The sequence below is a fragment of the Nonomuraea salmonea genome (assembly GCF_042428605.1).
Classification (GTDB): domain Bacteria; phylum Actinomycetota; class Actinomycetes; order Streptosporangiales; family Streptosporangiaceae; genus Nonomuraea; species Nonomuraea salmonea.
Genome location: NZ_JBHMCF010000011.1, coordinates 277766 through 297518, shown reverse-complemented (window position 1 = coordinate 297518; position 19753 = coordinate 277766). Strand labels below are relative to the sequence as shown.

Annotated in this window: 17 protein-coding genes; 12 read left to right on the top strand and 5 right to left on the bottom strand. The window is 73.4% G+C overall.

Annotated elements, in window-relative coordinates:
• Positions 1-7: 7 nt before the first annotated feature.
• Genes ACFFR3_RS11810 through ACFFR3_RS11795 form a run of 4 tightly spaced genes read left to right on the top strand, consistent with a single transcriptional unit; the run spans position 8 to position 4419 of the window.
• Positions 8-799, top strand: coding sequence for an ATP-binding cassette domain-containing protein (locus ACFFR3_RS11810; protein WP_379483094.1), 792 nt, complete (start codon positions 8-10; stop codon positions 797-799).
• Positions 790-1974, top strand: a complete 1185-nt coding sequence (locus ACFFR3_RS11805) for a M20 family metallopeptidase (RefSeq protein WP_364377080.1) — start codon at positions 790-792, stop codon at positions 1972-1974. Before ACFFR3_RS11810 ends, ACFFR3_RS11805 begins: the two co-directional genes overlap by 10 nt.
• Positions 1974-2972: a P1 family peptidase gene (locus ACFFR3_RS11800; protein WP_379483093.1), complete on the top strand. Its 999-nt coding sequence runs from the start codon at positions 1974-1976 to the stop codon at positions 2970-2972. Before ACFFR3_RS11805 ends, ACFFR3_RS11800 begins: the two co-directional genes overlap by 1 nt.
• Before the next feature lie 28 nt (positions 2973-3000).
• The gene (locus ACFFR3_RS11795) at positions 3001-4419 is read left to right on the top strand and encodes an aldehyde dehydrogenase family protein (RefSeq protein ID WP_379483092.1); all 1419 of its coding nucleotides are present in this window, start codon (positions 3001-3003) and stop codon (positions 4417-4419) included.
• 85 nt (positions 4420-4504) lie between these two features.
• On the opposite strand, the gene ACFFR3_RS11790 is transcribed toward ACFFR3_RS11795, so the two are convergent.
• Together ACFFR3_RS11790 and ACFFR3_RS11785 are read right to left on the bottom strand one after the other, a co-directional pair.
• Positions 4505-5266: an SDR family NAD(P)-dependent oxidoreductase gene (locus tag ACFFR3_RS11790; RefSeq protein ID WP_364377085.1), complete on the bottom strand. Its 762-nt coding sequence runs from the start codon at positions 5264-5266 to the stop codon at positions 4505-4507.
• 60 nt (positions 5267-5326) lie between these two features.
• Entirely contained in the window at positions 5327-5977 is a 651-nt protein-coding gene (locus ACFFR3_RS11785) for a TetR/AcrR family transcriptional regulator (RefSeq protein ID WP_345402947.1), read from the bottom strand.
• Between the two features lie 59 nt (positions 5978-6036).
• Here ACFFR3_RS11785 and ACFFR3_RS11780 point away from each other — a divergent pair, with 59 nt between their 5' ends.
• The 4 genes from ACFFR3_RS11780 to ACFFR3_RS11765 all read left to right on the top strand — a co-directional run bounded on the left by ACFFR3_RS11780 (position 6037) and on the right by ACFFR3_RS11765 (position 12264).
• Positions 6037-7041, top strand: a complete 1005-nt coding sequence (locus tag ACFFR3_RS11780; protein ID WP_379483091.1) for an NAD(P)-dependent alcohol dehydrogenase — start codon at positions 6037-6039, stop codon at positions 7039-7041.
• A 127-nt stretch (positions 7042-7168) separates the two neighbouring features.
• Positions 7169-11242 carry a hypothetical protein gene (locus tag ACFFR3_RS11775; protein WP_379483090.1) on the top strand — a complete coding sequence of 1358 codons (4074 nt, stop codon included), beginning with the start codon at positions 7169-7171 and terminating at the stop codon, positions 11240-11242.
• 51 nt (positions 11243-11293) lie between these two features.
• Complete coding sequence (locus ACFFR3_RS11770) at positions 11294-11755, top strand: pyridoxamine 5'-phosphate oxidase family protein (protein WP_345402965.1); 462 nt, start codon at positions 11294-11296, stop codon at positions 11753-11755.
• Positions 11756-11976: 221 nt separating this feature from the next.
• Positions 11977-12264: a HesB/IscA family protein gene (locus tag ACFFR3_RS11765; RefSeq protein WP_364377092.1), complete on the top strand. Its 288-nt coding sequence runs from the start codon at positions 11977-11979 to the stop codon at positions 12262-12264.
• Positions 12265-12321: 57 nt separating this feature from the next.
• Here the strand turns inward: ACFFR3_RS11765 and ACFFR3_RS11760 are convergent, their stop codons facing one another.
• Positions 12322-13302 (bottom strand): acetylxylan esterase, encoded by a 981-nt coding sequence (locus tag ACFFR3_RS11760; protein WP_345402971.1) that lies wholly within the window; start codon positions 13300-13302, stop codon positions 12322-12324.
• Between the two features lie 163 nt (positions 13303-13465).
• Here ACFFR3_RS11760 and ACFFR3_RS11755 point away from each other — a divergent pair, with 163 nt between their 5' ends.
• On the top strand, positions 13466-13693 hold the full coding sequence (locus tag ACFFR3_RS11755; protein WP_364377096.1) for a hypothetical protein: 228 nt from the start codon (positions 13466-13468) through the stop codon (positions 13691-13693).
• A gap of 3 nt (positions 13694-13696) precedes the next feature.
• Here ACFFR3_RS11755 and ACFFR3_RS11750 read toward each other — a convergent pair whose 3' ends face one another.
• A complete protein-coding gene (locus ACFFR3_RS11750; RefSeq protein WP_379483089.1) occupies positions 13697-14914 on the bottom strand; it encodes an alpha/beta hydrolase in 1218 nt (405 codons plus the stop codon).
• A 276-nt stretch (positions 14915-15190) separates the two neighbouring features.
• On the opposite strand from ACFFR3_RS11750, the gene ACFFR3_RS11745 reads away from it, so the two are divergent.
• From ACFFR3_RS11745 to ACFFR3_RS11735, 3 genes are all read left to right on the top strand, one after another.
• The gene (locus tag ACFFR3_RS11745; protein WP_345402981.1) at positions 15191-15742 is read left to right on the top strand and encodes a DUF4142 domain-containing protein; all 552 of its coding nucleotides are present in this window, start codon (positions 15191-15193) and stop codon (positions 15740-15742) included.
• A gap of 287 nt (positions 15743-16029) precedes the next feature.
• Entirely contained in the window at positions 16030-16695 is a 666-nt protein-coding gene (locus ACFFR3_RS11740; RefSeq protein WP_379483088.1) for a hypothetical protein, read from the top strand.
• A 120-nt stretch (positions 16696-16815) separates the two neighbouring features.
• Entirely contained in the window at positions 16816-17889 is a 1074-nt protein-coding gene (locus tag ACFFR3_RS11735; RefSeq protein ID WP_379483087.1) for a DUF2382 domain-containing protein, read from the top strand.
• A 67-nt stretch (positions 17890-17956) separates the two neighbouring features.
• Here the strand turns inward: ACFFR3_RS11735 and ACFFR3_RS11730 are convergent, their stop codons facing one another.
• A complete protein-coding gene (locus tag ACFFR3_RS11730; RefSeq protein WP_379483086.1) occupies positions 17957-19666 on the bottom strand; it encodes an exo-alpha-sialidase in 1710 nt (569 codons plus the stop codon).
• Between the last annotated feature and the right edge of the window lie 87 nt (positions 19667-19753).

The window sequence follows — 19753 nt, the reverse complement described above, 5'->3', positions numbered from 1 at the left end:
GAACGACATGTCAGGCAGCCCGCTCATCGAGGTCACCGGCCTCAGCCGCGTCTACCGCCGCCCCCGCACCTCGCTCACCAAGCCGGGCGCCGAGGTGCGCGCCCTGCGCGACGTCTCCCTGACCGTGCACCGCGGCGAGCGCTTCGGCATCGTCGGCGAGTCGGGCTCGGGCAAGTCCACCCTGCTCAGGCTGCTGTGCGGGCTCGACAGGCCCACCGCGGGCAGCATCCGCTTCGACGGCCAGGAGATCACCGGCCTGCCCGAGCGGCGGCTGCGCTTCCTGCGCGAGAACCTGCAGATCGTCTTCCAGGACCCGCTCAGCTCGCTCGACCCGCGCATGCGCGTCCGCGACCTCGTCGCCGAGCCGCTCGTCGCGCTCGGCCAGCCCGCCGGCGACCGGGTGAGCGAGCTGCTCGAGGCCGTCGGGCTGAGCGCCGACGCCGCCGAGCGCTACCCGCACCAGTTCTCCGGCGGGCAGCGGCAGCGCATCGCGATCGCCCGCGCGCTCGCGCCACGGCCCGCGGTGCTCGTCGCCGACGAGCCGGTCAGCGCGCTGGACGTGTCCGTGCGCGGGCAGATACTCAACCTGCTCGCCGACCTCGCCGACGAGCTGGGGCTCACGCTCGTGTTCGTCTCCCACGACCTGTCCGTGGTGCGGCACGTGTGCGAGAGCGTGGCCGTGATGAGCCGGGGCGAGATCGTCGAGACCGGGCCCGTGGACGACGTCTGGGCCGCGCCCGCCCACCCGTACACGCGGGCGCTGCTGGAGGCCGTACCGACGCTGGAGGGATGGACATGATCGAGGTCGACGCCGACGGAGTGGTGGCGTTCACGCAGGCGCTGGTGCGCGTCCCCAGCACCAACGACCCGGCGAAGGGCCGCTCGGAGCAGCCCGCAGCCGACCTGGTCGCGGCCAAGATGCGCGAGTGGGGCTGGGACCCCGTCGTGTACGAGGCCGCGCCCGGCCGCCCCAACGTGGTCGCCGTCGTCGAGGGCGGCGGCGGTCCTGGGCCGACGCTGATGTTCGAGGGACACACCGACGTCGTCACCGAGGGCGACCTGTCCGCGTGGACCGTCGACCCGTTCGGCGGCGAGATCCGCGACGGGAAGCTGTGGGGCCGGGGCAGCGCCGACATGAAGTCCGGCCTGGCCGCCACCCTCTACGCCACCCGCGCGCTCCAGCTCGCGGGACCGTTCCCTGGCCGGATCAAGGTGTGCGCGCTGGCCGACGAGGAGGGCCTGATGATCGGCGCGCACCACTTCGTCTCCGAGGGACTCGCCGCCGACGTGGACGGCGCCATCGTCGCCGAGCCCGAGGCGGGCGAGATCTGCGCCGTCGCCAAGGGCGCGCTGCGGCTGCGCGTGGACCTCACCGGCAAGATGGCGCACGGCGCGATGCCGCAGCACGGCCGCAACCCCATCCAGGCCGCCGGGCCGCTGCTCGTCGGGCTGCGCGCGCTCCAGGACGAGCTGCAGGCCGCGCACCCCGCCCACGAGCACCTCGGCGCGGTGTACGTCACCCCGACCGTGCTCCAGGCCGGCTCCCAGGAGCAGGTCAACGTCATCCCCGCGGTCGCCTCGGTCTTCGTGGACGTGCGGACGATCCCCGGCGTCGAGCACAAGGACGTCGCCGACCGGGTCGCCGCGCTCGCCGCCGCCGACGGCATCACCGCCGAGGTGAGCGTGCTGGTGGACCGGCCGCCGGTGGACGTGCCCGTGACCGACCCGGTGGTCGCCGCGCTGGCCGCCGCCCACCGTACGGTGACGGGCGAGGAGCCCGTCTACGGCGGCGTGCCAGGCACCACCGACGGCACCGTGCTCACCCACTGGGGCGGCGTCCCCTCCGTCGTGTACGGCCCGGGCGGCAAGTGGATCGCCCACCAGGCCGACGAGTACGTCGAGCTCGACGACATCGTACGCGGCACCCGCGTCTTCGCCGAGGCCGCCAGGCGCTTCCTCACCGGGGACCACTGATGCGGCCAGGACCCGCCAACGGCCTGCCGGACGTGGCCGGGCTGCGGGTCGGGCACGCCACGCGGACCGACGACGGCCACCGCACCGGCACCACCGTCGTCCTGTGCCCGGGCGAGGGGGCCGTGGCGGGGGTGGACGTGCGCGGGGCCGCGCCGGGCACGCGTGAGACCGAGCTGCTCGATCCGCGCAACCTGGTCGAGCGGGTGCACGCCGTGGTGCTGACGGGCGGCAGCGCGTACGGGCTGGCGGCGGCCTGCGGGGTGGTGGACCGGCTGGCCGACGCCGGGGTGGGCTACCCGGTGGCGGGCGGCGTGGTGCCGATCGTGCCCGCGGCGGTCATCTTCGACCTCGGCAGGGGCGGCGCCTTCCGTGCCACCCCCGGCGCCTCCTTCGGCGCCGCCGCGTACGACGCCGCCCTGGACGGGACCGTTCCCGGCCAGGGGAGCGTGGGCGCGGGCACCGGGGCCGTGGCGGGCGGGCTGGCCGGCGGGGCCGGCATGGCGAGCGCCGTCCTGGACGACGGCACGACCGTGGCCGCGCTCGGCGTGGTCAACGCCGCCGGATCCGTACTCGACCCGCTCGACGGCACGCTCGCCGGCGCCAGGTACGGCCTTCCCGGCGAGTTCGCCCACCTCAGAGCGCCTGATCCGGGCGAGGTGGCGGCGTGGGCTCCCGAGCGGGCGCCGTCGTTCAACACGACGATCGGCGTCGTCGCCACCGACCGCACGCTCAGCAAGGCCCAGTGCGGCAAGCTCGCCGGGGTCGCCCACGACGGGCTGGCCAGGGCGATCAGGCCGGCCCACACCATGACCGACGGCGACACCGTCTTCGGCCTGGCCACCTGCGCCGCCCCCGCGCCCGGCCACGACGCCTTCCAGGACATCCTCGCGGCGGCCGCCGACGCGTTCAGCCGCGCGGTGGCCCACGCCGTCCTGTCGGCCACCGGCCGCGACGGCGCCCCCGCCTACCTCGACGTCTTCCCGAGCGCCCATGTCTGACGAGATCCCGAAGCCTGAGGAGGCGGTCATGAAGCAGGAGTGGCCCGGCGGGCTGCCCATCGGCGGCGGCTGGGCGGAGACCGCGGACACCAGTCCGGTGATCTTCCCCTACGACGGCAGCGAGGTGGCCGCCGCGCCGCTGGGCACGCCCGAGCTCGCCGCGCGGGCCCTGGACGCCGCGCTCGGCGTCGCGCCGGCGATGGCGGCGCTGCCCTCGCACGCCCGCCGCGCCGCCCTCATCGGCGCCCGTGACGCGCTGCGGGACAGGCGGGACGACTTCGAGCGGCTGCTGGTGCTGGAGACCGGCAAACCGCTGGTGGACTGCCGCGTCGAGGTGGACAGGACACTCGTGACGCTGGAGAGCGCCGCCGAGGAGGTCGCCCGGCTGCACGGCGAGACCGTCCCGCTCGACCTGCTGCCCTCGGGCGAGGGCCTGATCGGGTTCTGGACGCGCCGCCCCATCGGCGTCGTCGTCGGCATCACCGGCTTCAACTACCCGCTCCTCCTCGCCGCCCACAAGATCGCTCCGGCGGTCGCGGCGGGCTGCCCGGTGATCGTCAAGCCGGCCCCCGCCACCCCGCTCGCCACGCTCTGGCTGGTGCACCTGCTGCGCGAGTCGGGGCTGCCGCCCGAGGCCGTCCAGCTCGTCACCGGCGACGTCGAGGTGGGCAAACGGCTGGTGGAGGACCGGCGGATCGGCGCCGTCTCCTTCACCGGCTCGGCCGCCGCCGGCCACGCCATCGCCCGCGCCGCCGCCCCCACCAAGGTCCTGCTGGAGCTGGGCTCGAACGCGGCGCTCGTGGTGGCCGCGGACGCCGACCTGGAGGCCGCCGCCGACGCGGTCGTCAGGGGCGGCTACTACGCCTCGGGGCAGGCGTGCATCTCCGTGCAGCGGGTGCTGGTGGAGGCGGCGGCGGCGCAGGCGTTCACCGCGCTGGTGGCCGCGCGGGTCAAAGGTGTGGAGGTCGGTGACCCGCGCCTGCCCGGCACGCGCGTGGCGCCGCTCATCGACCCGGCCGCCACCGACCGCGTCCTCGGCTGGATCGCCGCCTCCGGGGCGGAGGTGGTCACCGGCGGGCACCGCGAGGGCAGGTCCATCGCGCCGACGGTGCTCTCAGGGGTGCCCGACGGGGCCGCCGCCTGGGACGAGGAGATCTTCGGGCCCGTCGTGTGCGTGCGCTCCGTGCCCTCGCTGGACGCGGCGTTCGACGCCGTCAACGCCTCCCGGTACGGCCTGCACGCCGCCGTCTACACCCGCTCCCTGGCCACGGCGTTCGCCGCCATCGAGCGCATCGAGGCCGGGGGAGTGGTGGTCAACGAGGTGCCGGGGTTCCGCGCCGACAACATGCCGTACGGGGGTGTCAAAGACTCGGGCGCGGGCCGCGAGGGCCCCCGCTTCGCCATCGAGGAGCTGACCGTCACCCGCATGGCCATCATCCGCCCCTGACCCCACCCCGACCGGCCCCAGCCCGCCCTTGAGCCCGCTCCCGGCCAAGGGGGCGGGCCCGGGTTCCACGTGTCTTGAAGGCGTGTCAGGTGGGTGGGTCGAAGCGGCCGTCCACGGCCGTCCAGCCGCCGTCCACGTACAGGACGGAGCCGGTGACGAAGCTGGACGCGCCGCTCGCCAGGTAGACCACCGCGCCGGCCAGCTCGTCGGGGGCGGCCCAGCGTCCGAGCGCGCTCTTGGCGGCGTACGCGTCGTACCAGGCCGGGTCGTCCTTGATCTGGCGGGTCAGCGGCGTCTCCACGATGCCGGGCGCGACGGCGTTGACCCGCACCCCGCTCGGCCCGAACTCGGCCGCCGCCGTCCGCAGCAGCTGCACCAGCCCGGCCTTCGTGGCCGAGTAGACGCCCTGGCCAGGCTCGGTGACGAAGGCGCGGATGGAGGCGAACCCGATGATCGACCCGCTGCCCCGCTCCACCATGCCCGCACCGAAGGCGCGTACGACGTCGAAGGAGGCCCGCAGGTTGAGCCCCACCACCCGGTCGAACTCCTCGCTGGAGTAGTCGAGCAGCCGCTTGCGCACGTTCGTCGCCGCGGTGAACACCAGCACGTCGGCCGGCTCCTCGGCGGCCAGCGCCCGCACGGCGTCGCCGTCCAGCACGTCGAGCAGCCGGGCGCTGCCGCCGCACCCGTCGGCGGTCGCGGTGGCGGTGGCGAGGTCGCGGTCCGCGCACACCACGTGAGCGCCGTGAGCGGCCAGCGCCAGCGCGGACTCCCTGCCGATGCCGCTCCCCGCCCCGATCACCACGGCCCGCAAACCGTCCAAGCGGAACAACGTGTCATATCTCATGCACCGACCTTAGCCCCGGCCCGCCGCCCGCCTGCTCGGCAGGTGCCACCGCGGCGCCGCTCAGGACAGGGAGGGGATGACGTGGTCGAGCGCCAGCGGCGGGGCGGGCGGCAGCGGTGCGGCGTTCTCGGCGCGGAACGCCTGCAGCAGGTACGCCACCAGCCGCCGCGACGCGGCCTGAGCCCGGTCACCGGCGCCGTCGGTCACGGCGCAGTTGGCCTGCAGCAGCAGGAGGAAATCGGCGAAGACGAAGTCGGCGCGCAGCCGCCCGGCGGCCTTGGCCCGGCGGATGATCTCGTCGAACCCCTGCTCGGCCCGCCGCCGCGCCCGCTCGAAGTCGACCGCCTGCGGGAACGCGGTGAGGAACGCCCCCGTGAACCCGTGGTCGGCCACCTGCATCGCGCACACCTTCTCGACGGCGCTCTGGAAGGCGTGCCAGGGGTCGGGGTCGGCCAGCGCCTCCTCGACCGCCGTCGCGCACGACGCGAGCTGGTCGGAGAACACCTCGGTGATGAGCGACTCGCGGGAGGGGAAGCGCCGGTAGAGCGTGGCGACGCCGACCCCGGCCCGCCGCGCGATGGCCGCCATCGGCACGTCGAGCCCGCGCGTCGAGAACGCCTCCCGCGCGGCGTCGAGTATGCGCTCGCGGTTGTGCTCGGCGTCGGTGCGCAGCTGCGCCCGCTCGGCGATTTGAGAGGGATGACCAGGCATGTTTCTCACATTAACCGAAATGGAGAGTGCCGTCCGTTTCGCTGGCTAGCGTCGCAGACATGAACACAGTGAACGAGACGATGCGCGCGGTCCTGTTCGACCGATACGGCCCGCCCGAGGTCCTGTACGCGGGCACGCTGCCCAAGCCGGTCCCCGGCCCAGGAGAGGTCCAGGTGCGGGTGCACGCGGTCAGCGTCAACGGCGGCGAGCTGCACGGCAGGGCGGGCGAGCTGCGGCTGGTCACGGACCTGATGGCCCGGGGCTTCCCGAAGCGCGTGGGGCTGGACTTCGCCGGCGAGGTCGCCGCGCTCGGCCCCGGCGCCACCGGCCCGGGAGTGGGCGACCGGGTGTGGGGCGCGCTCGGCAGGACGTTCGGCAGCCTCGCCGAGTACGTCGTCGTCCGCCCTCGCCAGATCGCCCTGGTGCCGCAGGGGATCGACCTCGTGGAGGCGGCGGCCCTGCCCGTGGGCGCGGTCGCCGTCACCGCCCTGCGCGACAAGGCCGGGCTGCGCCCTGGGGAGCGGCTGCTGGTGCGCGGCGGCAGCGGCGGCGTGGGCCACGTCGCCGTCCAGCTCGGCAGGGCGTACGGGGCGCACGTCACCGCCCTCGCCGGGGGCCGCACGCTGGACTTCGTCCGCGACCTCGGCGCGCACGAGGCGTACGACTACGCCACCACGACCCCGTCCGAGCTGGGCCGCTTCGACGTGGTCCTCGACACCGTCGGCACCGAGCACCCGGCTTACCGCGGGCTGCTCGCGCCCGGCGGGCGCATGGTGGCGATCGCGTTCGACCTGCGCCGCCTCGTCCCGTCGCTGGCCTACATCGCCGCCTCGGCCCGGCACGGCCGCGCCCGCGTACGCGCCTTCAGCGGCCGGCCCACGACCAGGCTCCTCACCGACCTGGCGGGGCACGTGGCGAAGGGTGAGCTGCGGCCGGCCGTGGACCGGGTCTTCCCGCTGGAGGAGGCCGCCGCCGCGCACCGGGCGCTGGAGGCGGGCGGTGTGCGCGGCAAGATCGTCGTCAAGGTCGTCCAGAACCCTGTTCTGGCCCCTGAGCAGCGGTGAAACCCACCCCGGGAGAAAAATTGGAGCCCCACGTCGGGCGGGGTTTGACGGGCTGTGAGGAAATGTGGTCATCTCGTGACCAATGTTTCTGATGGGATGAACCGAGATAGGTCGGGGGAAACGCTCAATGCCGCACGCCCTCCTGCGCGTGCTCGCTTCGACGACGATCGCAGGCACGGTCCTGACCGCCGTGCCCCAGCCGGCCCAGGCACAGGCCCCGCTCCAGCAGGCGCTGTCCGCCGGCGTCAAGCCCGTACCGGCGGTCGAAGAGCCGCCGGCCGCCGTCGTCAACGTCCAGAAGCAGCCCTCGCTGGCGCTGCGACCGGCCGGCGAGCAGCGGGTGGGACCCGCCGCGCCCGAGGTGACCACGCCCGCGGGCCCCGGCCTGGTCGGCCAGGTCACCTCCGGCGCCGCCGCCGTGCAGGAGCAGCAGGGGTTCGGCAAGGGGGCGCCCGACGCGGGCGACGTGCTCCCCGACACCTCGCAGGCCAAGCCGCTGGGCCTGGCCAAGCAGGTGGAGTCGGTGACCAAGGGCTTCGACGGGCTCGGCGCGCTGCTGGGCAAGGTCACGACGAAGGTGCTGCCCCAGACCTCGAAGTCGGCGTCGAAAGCGGTGTCGGGGGTGACCTACCGGCTGTGCGTGGAGAGCGCCGAGGTGCCGGTGTCCTGCTCGATCCGGCAGCCCGTCGGCGTGCCGGTGGCCGCCGACGTCACCGGCGACGACAAGCCCGACCTGGTCGCCGGGCTGGTGCCCGTCGCCAACCCGGGGCAGGGCTCGGTCGGCGTCACGTTCGCCGTCAAGCGCCTCGCGGGGCAGAGCCTCAGGGCGCAGGTCTGGGCCGAGTACGACGGCAAGGTCTCGGTCGGCTTCGACGGCCTGCGCCGTGGGTCGTCGCTGTCGGCGTCCGACAAGGGCACGTTCACCGTGGACCTGGCGGGCAAGCGGGTCAAGGCCGTCGTCAAGCGCAAGGAGCCCGGCGCGTCCGCCGCGCTCGTCGCCGGGGTGACCGGCCGCGCCTCGGTGAGCCTGCGCCAGACCCCCGCCACCTCCGAGCTGACCGTGAACGCCACCCTCGCGGAACCCTCACTCGACGTCGCCGCCTCCGCCCCCGCCAGGCTCGAGGCGCTCGCCGTGAACGGCCGCCGCCTCACCCACGCCGTGCTCGACCGCATGGGCACCCGCGCCGCGGTGCGCGTGTCCGGCGGCAAGGTCAGCTTCACCAGCCCGACCACGGTGGGCCGGGCCGTGCTCGACGACCTCGTCTACCGCGACGGCCGCCTGTCGCGTGTCATCCGCGCCGAGATGGACCGGCTGCCGCCCGCCTTCACCGCCCAGTACCGCTCGGCGAAGAACAAGCAGACGCTCTCCACCGCCACGGCCAAGGGCGCCTCGGGCCCGGCCAGCCTCCTCTTCTACGACCGGGCCGCCGGCCAGACGGTGATCAAGGCCGAGCTGAGCGCGCTGCCCGCCAAGGTCCGCGTGGTCAACGACCTGGCCGCGCACCGGGTCACCCACACCTCCAGCGCCCCCATCCGCGATCTCGGCCTGGTGCTGCAGCGCGGCGGCGGCGCGATCTCCACCCCGCGCGGCAGCCACGTCACGATGATCAAGGACGGTGCCGCCGTCGGCGTGTCGGGGCGGCTGTCGGGGCTGCGCGGGTTCGACGTCACGTACGGGGCCACGCCGCACGCCCACCTCGACGCCACGTCGGGCGGCGGGCCCTTCGTGGGCGCCGCCAGCATCGACCGGACCCATGTGGCCCGGCTCGAACTGTCCAACACGCCCGCCACCGTGGACGTCACCCTCGACCCCGCCGCCCGCAAGGCGGTCTACCGGGCCGGGGGCGTCATCGGCACGCTGCGGGCCGCGTACGCGAACCTCAAGTCGGGGCCCACCGTGGACGGCACCGTGCTCGGCGTGCGCGACGACGTGCAGGCGTCGTGGGCGCTCGGCGAGCGCTCGACGGTCAAGGTGGAGAGCTCCGGCAAGGTGCGGTCCGTACGGATTTATGCCAATAAAGCGCACGTGACGACGCCGTCCGGCGAGGACGTCCGCGCCGTCGTCGAAGGCGTGCGCAAGCGCGCCGAGCTTGTCGCCGACACCAAGGCCCACACCCTCACCTGGGACTCCGACGGGCCGGTGACCAAGGTGACCGCGCTGGCCAGGGTCAAGCTCGGCAACCGGTACGCCAGGGCCGCCGCCCAGGTCACCGGCGTCCCCGCGAAGTTCGACGCCTCCTGGGACGGCGGCTCCTACCGCTTCCGCGGCGTGTCGGGCCCCGTCGGGTCGGCCGAGGTGGCCTTCACCAACCACGACCGCGCCACGTCCCCCACGGGCCCGCACCTCGCCGCCCACTACGACCAGGCCACCGGCGACCTCGACGCCAGCGTCCGCGTCACCAAGCTGAAGCAGGTCGAGCTGACCCCGGCCGCGCAGGGCTTCACCGCCGGCCTGGACGCCGGAGGCCACACCATGACCGTGGACGCCGACATCCGGCGGGGCGACGACCGGTTCGGCCTCATCGGCACCGTCGGACCCGTGCCCGGCAGGCTCGCCGTCGCCTCCGAGGGAGGCAAGCTCACCTACACCGGCTCCCGCCTCGACGTCCGCGCCCGCGCCTGGCTCGGCAAGACCGCCGCCCTCGACCGCATGCGGGCCGCCCCCGCCGTGACCGGCGGCGTGTCGCTGGTGGACGGCGCCTGCGTCCCCGGACGTCCCGGCTGCTCGCAGGGAGCCTTCTGCGTGGCCCAGCGCGGCTGCTTCGGCCTGCAGGGCTACATCGACGTCAGCGGCCTGCCCGAGCAGGTCTCGGTGGACCTCGGCGGCAAGACGTTCGGCTTCTCCGGATTCCGGCCCAAGAACCGCACCCTGGACGTCTACCTCGCCAGCAACGTGCTGTCGCCGGTGCCCGTCAAGGCCAGGGCCAGGCTGACCGGGCTGCCGGAGAAGATCACCGGCATGTCGCTCGGGCCCATCACGGTGGCGCAGGGCAACGCCGTGCAGGCCGCGTACCGGATCGAGCCCGCCGCCACGCTCGGCAAGCTGGACGTGCGGGCCGAGGCCGCCGGGCTGCGCGGCCACCTCGCCATCGACCCCGTGCCCGCCTCCGTCGCCTTCCAGGGCACGTACGGCGCCAAGACCCGCATCAGGGTCACCAACTCCGCGCCCGTCAAGCACCTCAGCGCCAAGGTCACGCTGCCCGGCAAGGGCACCGGCGAGCTGCGCTTCTCCGACGTGCCCGCCGTCTTCGGCGTGGACGCCGACGCCTCGGCCGCCGGGCTCAGCGTGCCGGCCGTCACCTACAAGGCGATCGGGAACGTCAACACGCTCGACGGCCGGCTCAGCGTCGAAGGCGGCCTGATCGACCCGTCGGGGCGGCTCGGCGACGTCGCCTTCGCCGTCCGCGACCTGGCCGCCGACACCACCGTCAGGCTCAACCCCGACCAGTCGCTCGACCTCGTCTCCAAGCCCGTGCCCACCGGGCGCATCAGCGTGCGCGGCGGGCTGCGCGTCGACGCCGTGCCCGCGCAGAAGCTCGCCGTGCACAAGGAGGTGCCGTCCACGGGCGGGTTCCTGACGTACCACGTCGGCGGGCGGTTCGGGGTGCGCAAGAGCTCCGTCGAGCAGGTCACGCTGAGCATCTCCCGCATGTCGTGGCTGCGGCTGCGGCCCGGCAGGATCCCGTTCGGGCTCAAGGCGCCGGCCGCGCTCGGGTACGTCGCCCCCGGCTTCGAGGGGTCGTACGGCACTCTCAAGATCGCCGCCAAGGGCGTCGACCTGCGGCCGGACGTCAAGCTGGACATCAAGCTGAGCCGCAAGGTCGGCGCCGACGTCTTCCGCGAGTCCGTCCGCATCGGCCGCGTCACCTCGCTCGCCCTGCGCCGCTACGACCAGCGCATGCGGCCCGTCGGGCACAAGCAGGAGGTCAAGGCCGCCGGCATCAGCCTGGCCTGCGTGAGCGTGGACGCCAAACCCGGCTTCGCCGCCGGGGGCCGCGCCGCCGACACGATCACGCTGCGCGGCGCCGACGGGCCCCAGATGGTGTCCCTGCTGGACCCCGGCGGTCAGGTGCCCGACTACGCGGTGGACCTGCTGACGCACTTCATGAGCCCGTTCCCCGGGGCGGAGTGGAAGGTGGCCGGGCTCGACGCCGGCTCCTGCGGCTCTGACCGGCCCGCCTCCCGGACGTCCGACCGCTGACTCGTCCATAATGTCGGCTTAGATCTTCGCAGCCCGACAGGAGACGTACGCATGTCCATGCCCGCCCCACGCACCCCGGAACAGCGCAAGCAGGACACCCTGCAGCGCCTCGAACACGACGTGGACGCCTGGGTGGCCACCGCCAGTGCGGACGGGACGCCGTACATGGTGCCGCTGTCGTTCCTCTGGGACGGCGAGTCGATCATCGTCTCGACCAACGGCGCCAGCCCCACCGGCCGCAACCTGCTGGCCAACGGCAAGGCGCGGGTGGGCATCGGACTGGTGCGCGACGTGGTGCTGGTGGAGGGCACCGTCCGCGCCACGCCGGCCGGCGAGCTGCCCGCCGACGTCGGCGACGCGTTCGCCGCCAAGGCGGGCTTCGACCCCCGCAAGGAGCCCGAGTCCTACTACTACTTCCACATCACGCCCCGCCGCCTCCAGGCGTGGCGCGAAGCCAACGAACTCGCCGGCCGCACCCTGCTCCGCGACGGCACCTGGACCGTCACTCCCTGAGCACCGGCCCCCACCTGACCGGCGGGTGAGGATGAGCGGGCCCGGCCTCCCGACGCTCTGTGAGCCGCGTCACCATGCCCACCCGCAGGCCGGTCAGGTCCAGGGGCTCTTGTCCACCGCGACCCGAATTCCGGGTAAAGAAACCCGTCAGGGAGGGTTGAGGCGCGGTGTGGAGGGAAGGGCAGGCAATTCCTGAACGTCGAACGTGAGGAGGAGCCGTAGTGCTCACCCTGACAGCCAACGCAGCCCAGGCGATCCGCGATCTGACCGCGGCGGCGCCCGAGCCCTCCCAGAGCGGGATCCGCATCTCGTCTCAGGGAGAGGGCGCCAGCTCGCTCACCCTTACCCTGGCCACCGCCCCCGAACCGGCGGACGCGGTGGTCGAGTCGGAGGGCGCGCGAGTCTACCTCGACCCTGTGGCGGCGACCGTGCTGGAGGACAAGTCCCTGGACGCCGGAGCCGATGACCAGGGGAGCGTGTCGTTCCTGGTCACCGAGCAGCCCGCTTGAGGCGGCCCTGCCGCGCCCGAGGCGACTCGGGCGCGGCGGGGTCCCCTCCTGATCCGATCAGCCGTCGGACAGCAGCTTGTGCAGGTAGCGCACCTGCTCCTCCGACTGATAGCCGCTCCCGCCCTCGTGGTTGTTCCACGGATAGACGTTGATCTCCTTCGGGCCCTGCCAGTGGTTGTAGGCGGCGAACACCGTGGACGGCGGGCAGATGTCGTCCATCAGCGCCACCGAGTACAGCGCGGGCACCTGGGCGCGGGCGGCGAAGTTCATCCCGTCGAAGTACGCCAGCGTGCGGAACACCTGGTCGGCCGCGTCCCTGCGGGTGGCGAGGTAGCGCACCAGCTCCTGGTACGGGTCGCGCGGCGTGATCTCCACCGCCCGCCTGAAGTGCGACAGGAACGGCACGTCGACGAGCGCAGCCTTGACCCCCTGGTGCAGCGCGGCCGTGGCCTGCGCGATGGCGCCGCCCTGGCTGCCGCCCGCCACCACGATCCTGCTCGCGTCCACGGCGGGATGCCCGGCCGCCGCGTCCACCGCCCGCACGGCGTCGGTGAAGACCCGCCGGTAGTAGTAGTCGGCGGGGTCGAGGATGCCGCGCGTCATCATGCCGGGCGCCTGCGCGCCGGCCGAGCCGTGCGGGTCGCCGGTGACGCCGGGGCTGTTGACGTTGGCGCCGCCGTGGCCGCGCGTCTCCATCACGAACACCGCGTACCCGGCGGCCGGCCACAGCAGGTGGTCCTTCGGGAAGCCGCGTCCTCCGCTGTAGCCGATGTAGTGCATCACGCACGGCAGCGGGCCCTGCGCGCCGCTCGGCAGCAGGAACCAGCCGTTGACGCGGTGCCCGCCCCAGCCGGCGAACGACACGTCGAACACGTCCACGCCCGCCAGGGGCAGGTCGTACGGGACGTACTCGGCGGCCAGGTCGTGCTCTCTGGCCTCGGCGAGGGTCGCCGTCCAGAACGCGTCGAAGTCGGCGGGCTCGTCACGGTCGGGGAGGTAGGAACGAAGTTGCTCGAGCGGCAGGTCGAACAGTGGCACGTCGGTGACTCCAGCTGTGTAGAGAGGTTCCTGATATTTCACCCCAAAGCGGAGGAAAGCGCTATCCTGCGTGCTTTTTCCACTGAAGGTGTCATATCTGGGTAGGCGCTGACCCGTGACGGAACATGTTATCCAGGTGCCCTACTCTCACCTTCACCCTGGTTTGGTCCTCGACGCGCCCGCGGACACGCACGACTTCCTCGTCCTTTTCGGCGACGACTCCGAGTCCCGCGCCCAGCTGCTCCACGATCACACGGGACGGCCGGTGCTGCGGATGGGCGGATACATGACGGCGAACGGGACGGTGATCGACGAGCGCGTGTGGACCATCCGCGAGAGCGCCCGCCACGGCCCCCGCCTCCATCTCCGCCTCGGCGACTCCCTCCCCTGACCGCTAAGCGGGACCCTTGTAGCCCGGGGGAGGGGCGTCGCCTTCGTACGCGGTGAGCGGACGGTCGGTGAGGAAGGCTTTCAGGAGCCGCAGATGGGCGGTGTTGCGGTCACGCCCCGCGGCCTCGCCGAGGTAGGCGAGGCGGGCGTCGGGCAGCGCCTGCCGGTACGCGGCCGCCGCCGACCAGCTCTCCGTGTCGCAGGCGCCCTTGACGATCAGTACGGGCACGTTCACCGCCCCCAGGTCCGTGCGCAGCGACGCGGGCGCCGGCCGCCCGGCCAGCGCGACGTAACCTCCGGCGGCATCCTCCTCGGCGGGGGAGGGGCAGGGCGCCGCGGCGGCCCCGCGCACGCGGGCGAGGTGCGCCGACAGGCCCGGGTCGCCGGCGAAGGCGTGCGCGGCGACCGGATCCACCTGGAGGAGCGTGGCGACGGCGAGCGTACGGGGGCCGGGCAGAGCCCCAGGGGTGAGCAGGGCCGAGGTGGCGGGGCGCGACGGGGTGAGCCCGTCGGGGGAGTACAGGGCCGCCCTGGCGACCCGGCCTGGATGGCGTACGAGATAGGCGGCGGCGAGCTGGGCCCCGTGGTCGCGGGCGACCAGGTTGAGGCGCTCCGCGCCGATGAGGCGGCGGACGGCCTCCAGGTCGGCGACGTCGCGGTCGAGGCCGTAGCCGCGCGGGTCGTCGAGCAGGGCGGAGCGTCCGGCGCCGAGCTGGTCGTAGACATACACCTCGAAACCCACGGACGCCAGCCGTCCGTAGAACGCCGCGTCCCGCTCCAGATCGCCCACTCCAGGGCCGCCGTGCAGGAACACCACCGGCTCCGCCCGGGTGACCCGCTTCGGCGCGGTACGCACGTACGCCAGCCGCGAACCCGTCGGCAACCGCCACTCCCGCTGCCCGGCCACCTTGGCGGGCGCGACGGGCGACGGCGGCGGCCCGAGCGTGGCGGCGGCGGCCTGCCAGACCACCAGCGCCTCCACGGCGAGCAGCGCCACCGCCCGCACCCACCGCCCCCACACCGCCCTCGGCCTGGGCACGCACAGCAGCAGCCCGAGGAAGAACACCGACGCGAACACCGCCAGCCCCGCCACCGCGAACACCACCGGCCGCGCCCCCACCATCGCGGTCCCGGCCAGTCCGGCCAGCCCCAGCATCGGTGAGAGCGCCAGCACCCCGGCGCCCGCCACCACCCGACCTGCCAGCCTGGCGACTGAAACCACGCAGGGGACGTTAGTGCAATACACCCCAAAGAGGGGCGAAAAGGCGCAGGAGTCTCCAGGTTTCGCGCTGGTAGGGCCGGGCAGACGGTCCAAATGATCAGGAGGTGCGGAACGCGCGACAGCGTGAGGCGCGCCTGCGAAGGCCAGAGCCCCGGACAGGGCTCGGAGAGGCGCGGCGGTGGGAGGCGCGCCTGTGGTTGCGGGGGTGCCGGGCGGGGCTCCGAGTGGCGATTACGCTCTGTGGGTGAGATGTATCACTCCGTCATAGGAAGCCTCATGCGCACACGTCTGACCCTTCTGCTCGCCGCCGCGGCCCTCGCCGCCCTGACCGGCTGCTCCGGTCAGCAGCCGCCGCCGCAGAGCGCCGCCGCCGTTCCAGGGCCCACCGGCGAGCAGCCGTCCGAGCAGGACAGGACCTGGATGCGGGCCATCCACCAGGCCAACCTGACGGAGGTCCAGGCGGGACGGCTGGCCCAGGGCAAGGCCACCACCAAGCCGATCAAGCAGGTCGGCCAGATGCTCGTCAAGGACCACACCAAGCTCGACACCAAGGTGACCCGGACGGCCGAGCACCTGGGCGTCGATCTACCCACCTCACCGTCGCCGGAGCAGCACGAGCTGCTGAACCGCATCAGGGAGGTCAGCGGGCAGGACTTCGACCAGGACTTCCTGGCCGGGATGATCAAGGCGCACCGCGAGGCGCTGAACGCCACGAAGACCGAGATCTCCAAGGGCTCCGCGCCGGCGGTGGTGGCGCTGGCCAAGACGGCGGCCCCGTCCCTGGACCAGCACCTCAAGGCGCTGCGCGAGGCCCAGGGCGGCGGCTGATCGAGCACGACGAACCGCGAAGGAGGCGATGAGCGATGAGCAGGAGGGACAGGGGGACGGACACGGGGACGGACAGGGGGACGGACAGCACAACGGGCAACGCCACGAGCAAGGGGACGGGCGCTGCGACGGGTGACGCCACGAGCAAGGGGGCGGGCGCCGCGACGGGTGACGCCACGAGCGGCGCGACGGAGGGGCGGACCGCGGGCGGCTCGCCGCATGAGGGCGCAGGCGGCGCAGCGCGCAAAGGGCCGGGTGGCGCGGCGCGTAAGGGGTCGAGTGGCGGGGTGGATCGGGTTGCGCGGGGGCTCGGGGTTGTGGCCGCGGCGGTGGCGCGGCAGGTGACGCGGTGGGTGGCGCGGTGGGTGGCGGCGGTGCGGCGTGGAAGGGCGCTGCATCCGCGTGGGCTGCTGCTGCGGGCGACGCTCACCGTGGAGTCGGAGTTGCTCGGGGAGCATGGCGAGCACGAGGTGCCGGTGCGCCTGTCCAAGGGGGTGTCGCTGCCGGGCCGGCTGCCCGACGTGCTGGGTCTCGCCGTACGCCTGCCCAACGGCGTGGACCTGCTGCTGTCCACCGGGTACGGGTTCGTCCCGGTGCCGAGGCGTGGCTTCACGTCGGGCCCCTACTCCACGCTGGCCACCTACTACTGCGGGCAGCGGCGGTGCCGGATCGTGGCCAGGCCGGAGGGCGGACGGCGGGTGCCGGTCGATCCGGCGGAGCTGCCGGGCGTGCTGGAGCGCCGGGACCTGGCGTTCCATCTGTGGGCGGGGGTGCAATACCTGGGCAGGCTGCGGATCCACACCGCGCTGCCGGACGGCGACCTGACGTTCGACCCGCTCGTCAACAGCGTCCCGTACCTGCGTCCGGCGAGCCGCCTCCAGGTGCTGCGCGGCGCCGCGTACGCGGGGTCGAGGCGGGGCAGGGGCGCGAAGCTGGGGGAAGGCGGGGAATGACCCGAGAGCCGTTCCGTGAAATAGGCCGAAACGTGCCCAACCCCTGTACGGCTTTGCGGTGATCTGGGGTATTTGTCCCTCTTGAACCAGGACGAAAACATCAGGGGGATCGTCGTGGCTATGAACACAGAGATCCGCAACCTGCTCGACTGCCATGTCGTGGGGTCGGACGGACAGTCGATCGGGAAGGTGGGCCAGGTCTACCTCAACGACCGCACCGGCGAGCCCGAGTGGGTGACCGTACGCACGGGATTCTTCGGCATGAAGCAGACCTTCGTGCCGCTCCAGGACGCCCGCCGCTCGGGCGAGGAGATCCGGGTTCCCTTCGACAAGGAGATGATCAAGGGGGCGCCGAACATCGACGTGGACGGCCGCCTGTCCCTCGACGAGGAGACCGACCTCTACCGCTACTACGGCATGCAGCCGACGGACGTCCCGCGCCAGCGGCCGGCCGACTTCGACGACAGCGGTGAGCGGCAGGGCTTCGCCGCGGAGAACCGCGAGGGCCTGGCCGCCGGCAGCCCCGGCCTCATGGACCGGCCCGGCACAGGAACCGGCACAGGAACGGGCGCGGGGCTGGGCGCGGGGTCCGGCATGTCCGACATGGACAGGTCCGGCGGCCTCGACGAGTCCGACCGCCTCATCGGCGACACGCCCGGCACGACCGACGAGCCCGGCCTGATGCCCGGCGGCAGAACCATGGGCATGAGAGACGACCAGCCCAGAGGCTTCACCGATGAGCCCAGAGGCTTCGCCGGCGAGACCGGCGGCTTCGCCGAGGACCGCGACATCGACATGACGTGCTCGGAGGAGCAGCTCCACATCGGCAAGGAGAGCAGAGAGTCAGGTCGCGTACGCCTGCACAAGTACGTGGAAACGGAAAACGTCCAGGAATCGGTCCCGCTCTCGCACGAGGAAGTCGTCATAGAGCGCGAGGACATTCGCGACGCCGGATTGTCGGGATCGTACGAGATAGGCGCGGAGGATCGCGAGATGATCCTGCACGAGGAGCGCCCGGTGATCGGCAAGGAAACCGTCCCGGTCGAGCGCATTCACGTGCACAAGCAGGACGTCCAGGGCGAGGAGATCGTCGAGGGGCAGATCCGCAGAGAGCGCCTGGAGATCGACGAGGAGGGCCCGGCCAGGGACGACGGGGGCTACGGCCGCGGCGACGGGTTCCCGCCGCGGCGGTGAAAGGGAATGCGCCGGGCGGCCGCCGCCCGGCGTATCCAAAACCGTCTCGAAAAAGCCGCGAAAAGGCTCAGGAATAGAGTTCGATCTCATTCAGCATGCTGCATTCGAATCCGATCTCCGCGTCACATCCGGACGCGGCCGGCAGGACCACCTTGACGTATCGGGCGGTCCGCCCGACCGTCGCGTACCGGAGCGCGTAATCGGTCCGATCCTTGACGGTGACCACCGGCGGGCCCCACGTCCGGCCGTCCTGTGAGACGTACACACGGGCCGAGGCGGGATGTCCAGGCCGGAGGCTGAGCCCTACGCGGCTGATGGTCCGGGGCCGGGAGAAGCGCAGGACGTACCGGCCGGGCCCGGCGGCGACCGCGCTCGACCAGTGGCCGGTGCTGCCGTCGAAGGCCCCGCCCGGACCGGTGCGCGGCCGGTACGGGCTCGTCCACCGCATGGTGGTGGACACCCGGAGCTCGCCCCGCCGCCGCAGGTCGGCCAGGTCGATCCGGCTGCCGGGGACAGCGACGTCGAAGAGCAGCCGCTTGATCGCGTACCAGCCGCCGTGCTCGAACCGCCCGTGCGCCGGGCAGGCGGTCTCGTCGAGCAGCCCGCTGGGCCGCACCCCGGGCAGCTTGCAGTTGTCGAACACCTGGATCAGCCGGTGCGGCCCCACGGCGGCGAGCCCGGTGTAGCCGGACGAGCCGTGCGCGGGCCAGATGCCGTCGCGGTTGTGGTACGTCACGCGCGGCTCCCGCCACGTCTCGCCGAGCCCGTCGGGCGAGACCGCGAGCCAGTTGTCCGGCCGCCCCGCGCTGAGCACGAGCGCGCCGCCGGGCATCAGCAGCAGCCGCGGCGCCACGCCGCGCACCACGCAGTCGAGCCCGGCGAAGCGCAGCTCGCGGGCGGGCGTCCAGGTGTGGCCGCCGTCGGGCGAGCGGCTCTGCCACAGCGTCGCGTACGGCCCGCCGTCGCGCCGCAGCACCGCCACCAGGCTCCCGTCCACGGCTTGCGCGATCGCGGCCTCGGTGAACTGGAAGCCGCCGCCCGGCTCGGCGATGACCCCGCGCCTGACGAAGGTGCGGCCGCCGTCGCCGCTGGCGTACACCTCGGCCTGGTAGGCGTCCACCGGGGCGTAGCGGGCGTACACGGTGATGAGGATCGTGCCGTCGGCGAGCTGCAGCGGCGTGCCGTGCGCGGCCCCACCGGGCAGCAGGTCGCCCGGCGTGATCAGCGTCGACTCCGAGCGCAGCCAGCTCTCGCCGTCGGAGAGGGCCGACGAGGTGAGCACGCCGAGCCGCGCGGTGTGCGGCCCGGTGCGGTGCGGATAGTACTCGGTGGCGAAGAACCGGCCGTCGAGCAGCTCGACCGGCGACTCGCGCAGCGGCGTGGGGCCGGCCGGGCCGAACGTGCGCCCGTCGTCGTCGGAGACGGCCGCCGAGCTGGTGAGGACGACCACCCGGTCCACGTTCGTGGTGAACGTGGTGATGACCTTGCGGGCGGGCCGGCCGCGCGGCCCCGTGACGTCGAGCGCCGACACGTTGGGGAACCCGGCGAAGTCGAGCCGCTCGGTGTTCGTGGGCTCCGGCGCGAGGGGCGCGGGATGCGGATGGATCCAGCCCAGTGAGGAAGCAGTATCGATGAGGTAAGCCCCGGACTGGAGGGAGTGTTCCGGTAGCACGCAGTAACCGGGGCCGCCGTCCGCCTTGACGGGCCACCCGGCCGGTACGAGGGCCGCCGACATGCCCACCGACAGGCCCACGACCATGGATCTTGGCACCCGCACGCGCTCGCTCCCCGGCTCTCCTCCACGACCGTCGGCACCACAGCGAACTTTAGATCATCGACAGCGCGTAACCCGGCATTCACCTGC

Excerpts from the sequence above, each read along its gene's own strand:
- ACFFR3_RS11775 (WP_379483090.1), top strand. The coding sequence starts at position 7,169 with ATGCCGCACGCCCTCCTGCGCGTGCTCGCTTCGACGACGATCGCAGGC.
- ACFFR3_RS11805 (WP_364377080.1), top strand. The coding sequence starts at position 790 with ATGGACATGATCGAGGTCGACGCCGACGGAGTGGTGGCGTTCACGCAG.
- ACFFR3_RS11790 (WP_364377085.1), bottom strand. The coding sequence starts at position 5,266 with ATGAGATATGACACGTTGTTCCGCTTGGACGGTTTGCGGGCCGTGGTG.
- ACFFR3_RS11770 (WP_345402965.1), top strand. The coding sequence starts at position 11,294 with ATGTCCATGCCCGCCCCACGCACCCCGGAACAGCGCAAGCAGGACACC.
- ACFFR3_RS11810 (WP_379483094.1), top strand. The coding sequence starts at position 8 with ATGTCAGGCAGCCCGCTCATCGAGGTCACCGGCCTCAGCCGCGTCTAC.
- ACFFR3_RS11785 (WP_345402947.1), bottom strand. The coding sequence starts at position 5,977 with ATGCCTGGTCATCCCTCTCAAATCGCCGAGCGGGCGCAGCTGCGCACC.
- ACFFR3_RS11800 (WP_379483093.1), top strand. The coding sequence starts at position 1,974 with ATGCGGCCAGGACCCGCCAACGGCCTGCCGGACGTGGCCGGGCTGCGG.
- ACFFR3_RS11780 (WP_379483091.1), top strand. The coding sequence starts at position 6,037 with ATGAACACAGTGAACGAGACGATGCGCGCGGTCCTGTTCGACCGATAC.
- ACFFR3_RS11795 (WP_379483092.1), top strand. The coding sequence starts at position 3,001 with ATGAAGCAGGAGTGGCCCGGCGGGCTGCCCATCGGCGGCGGCTGGGCG.
- ACFFR3_RS11745 (WP_345402981.1), top strand. The coding sequence starts at position 15,191 with ATGCGCACACGTCTGACCCTTCTGCTCGCCGCCGCGGCCCTCGCCGCC.
- ACFFR3_RS11735 (WP_379483087.1), top strand. The coding sequence starts at position 16,816 with ATGAACACAGAGATCCGCAACCTGCTCGACTGCCATGTCGTGGGGTCG.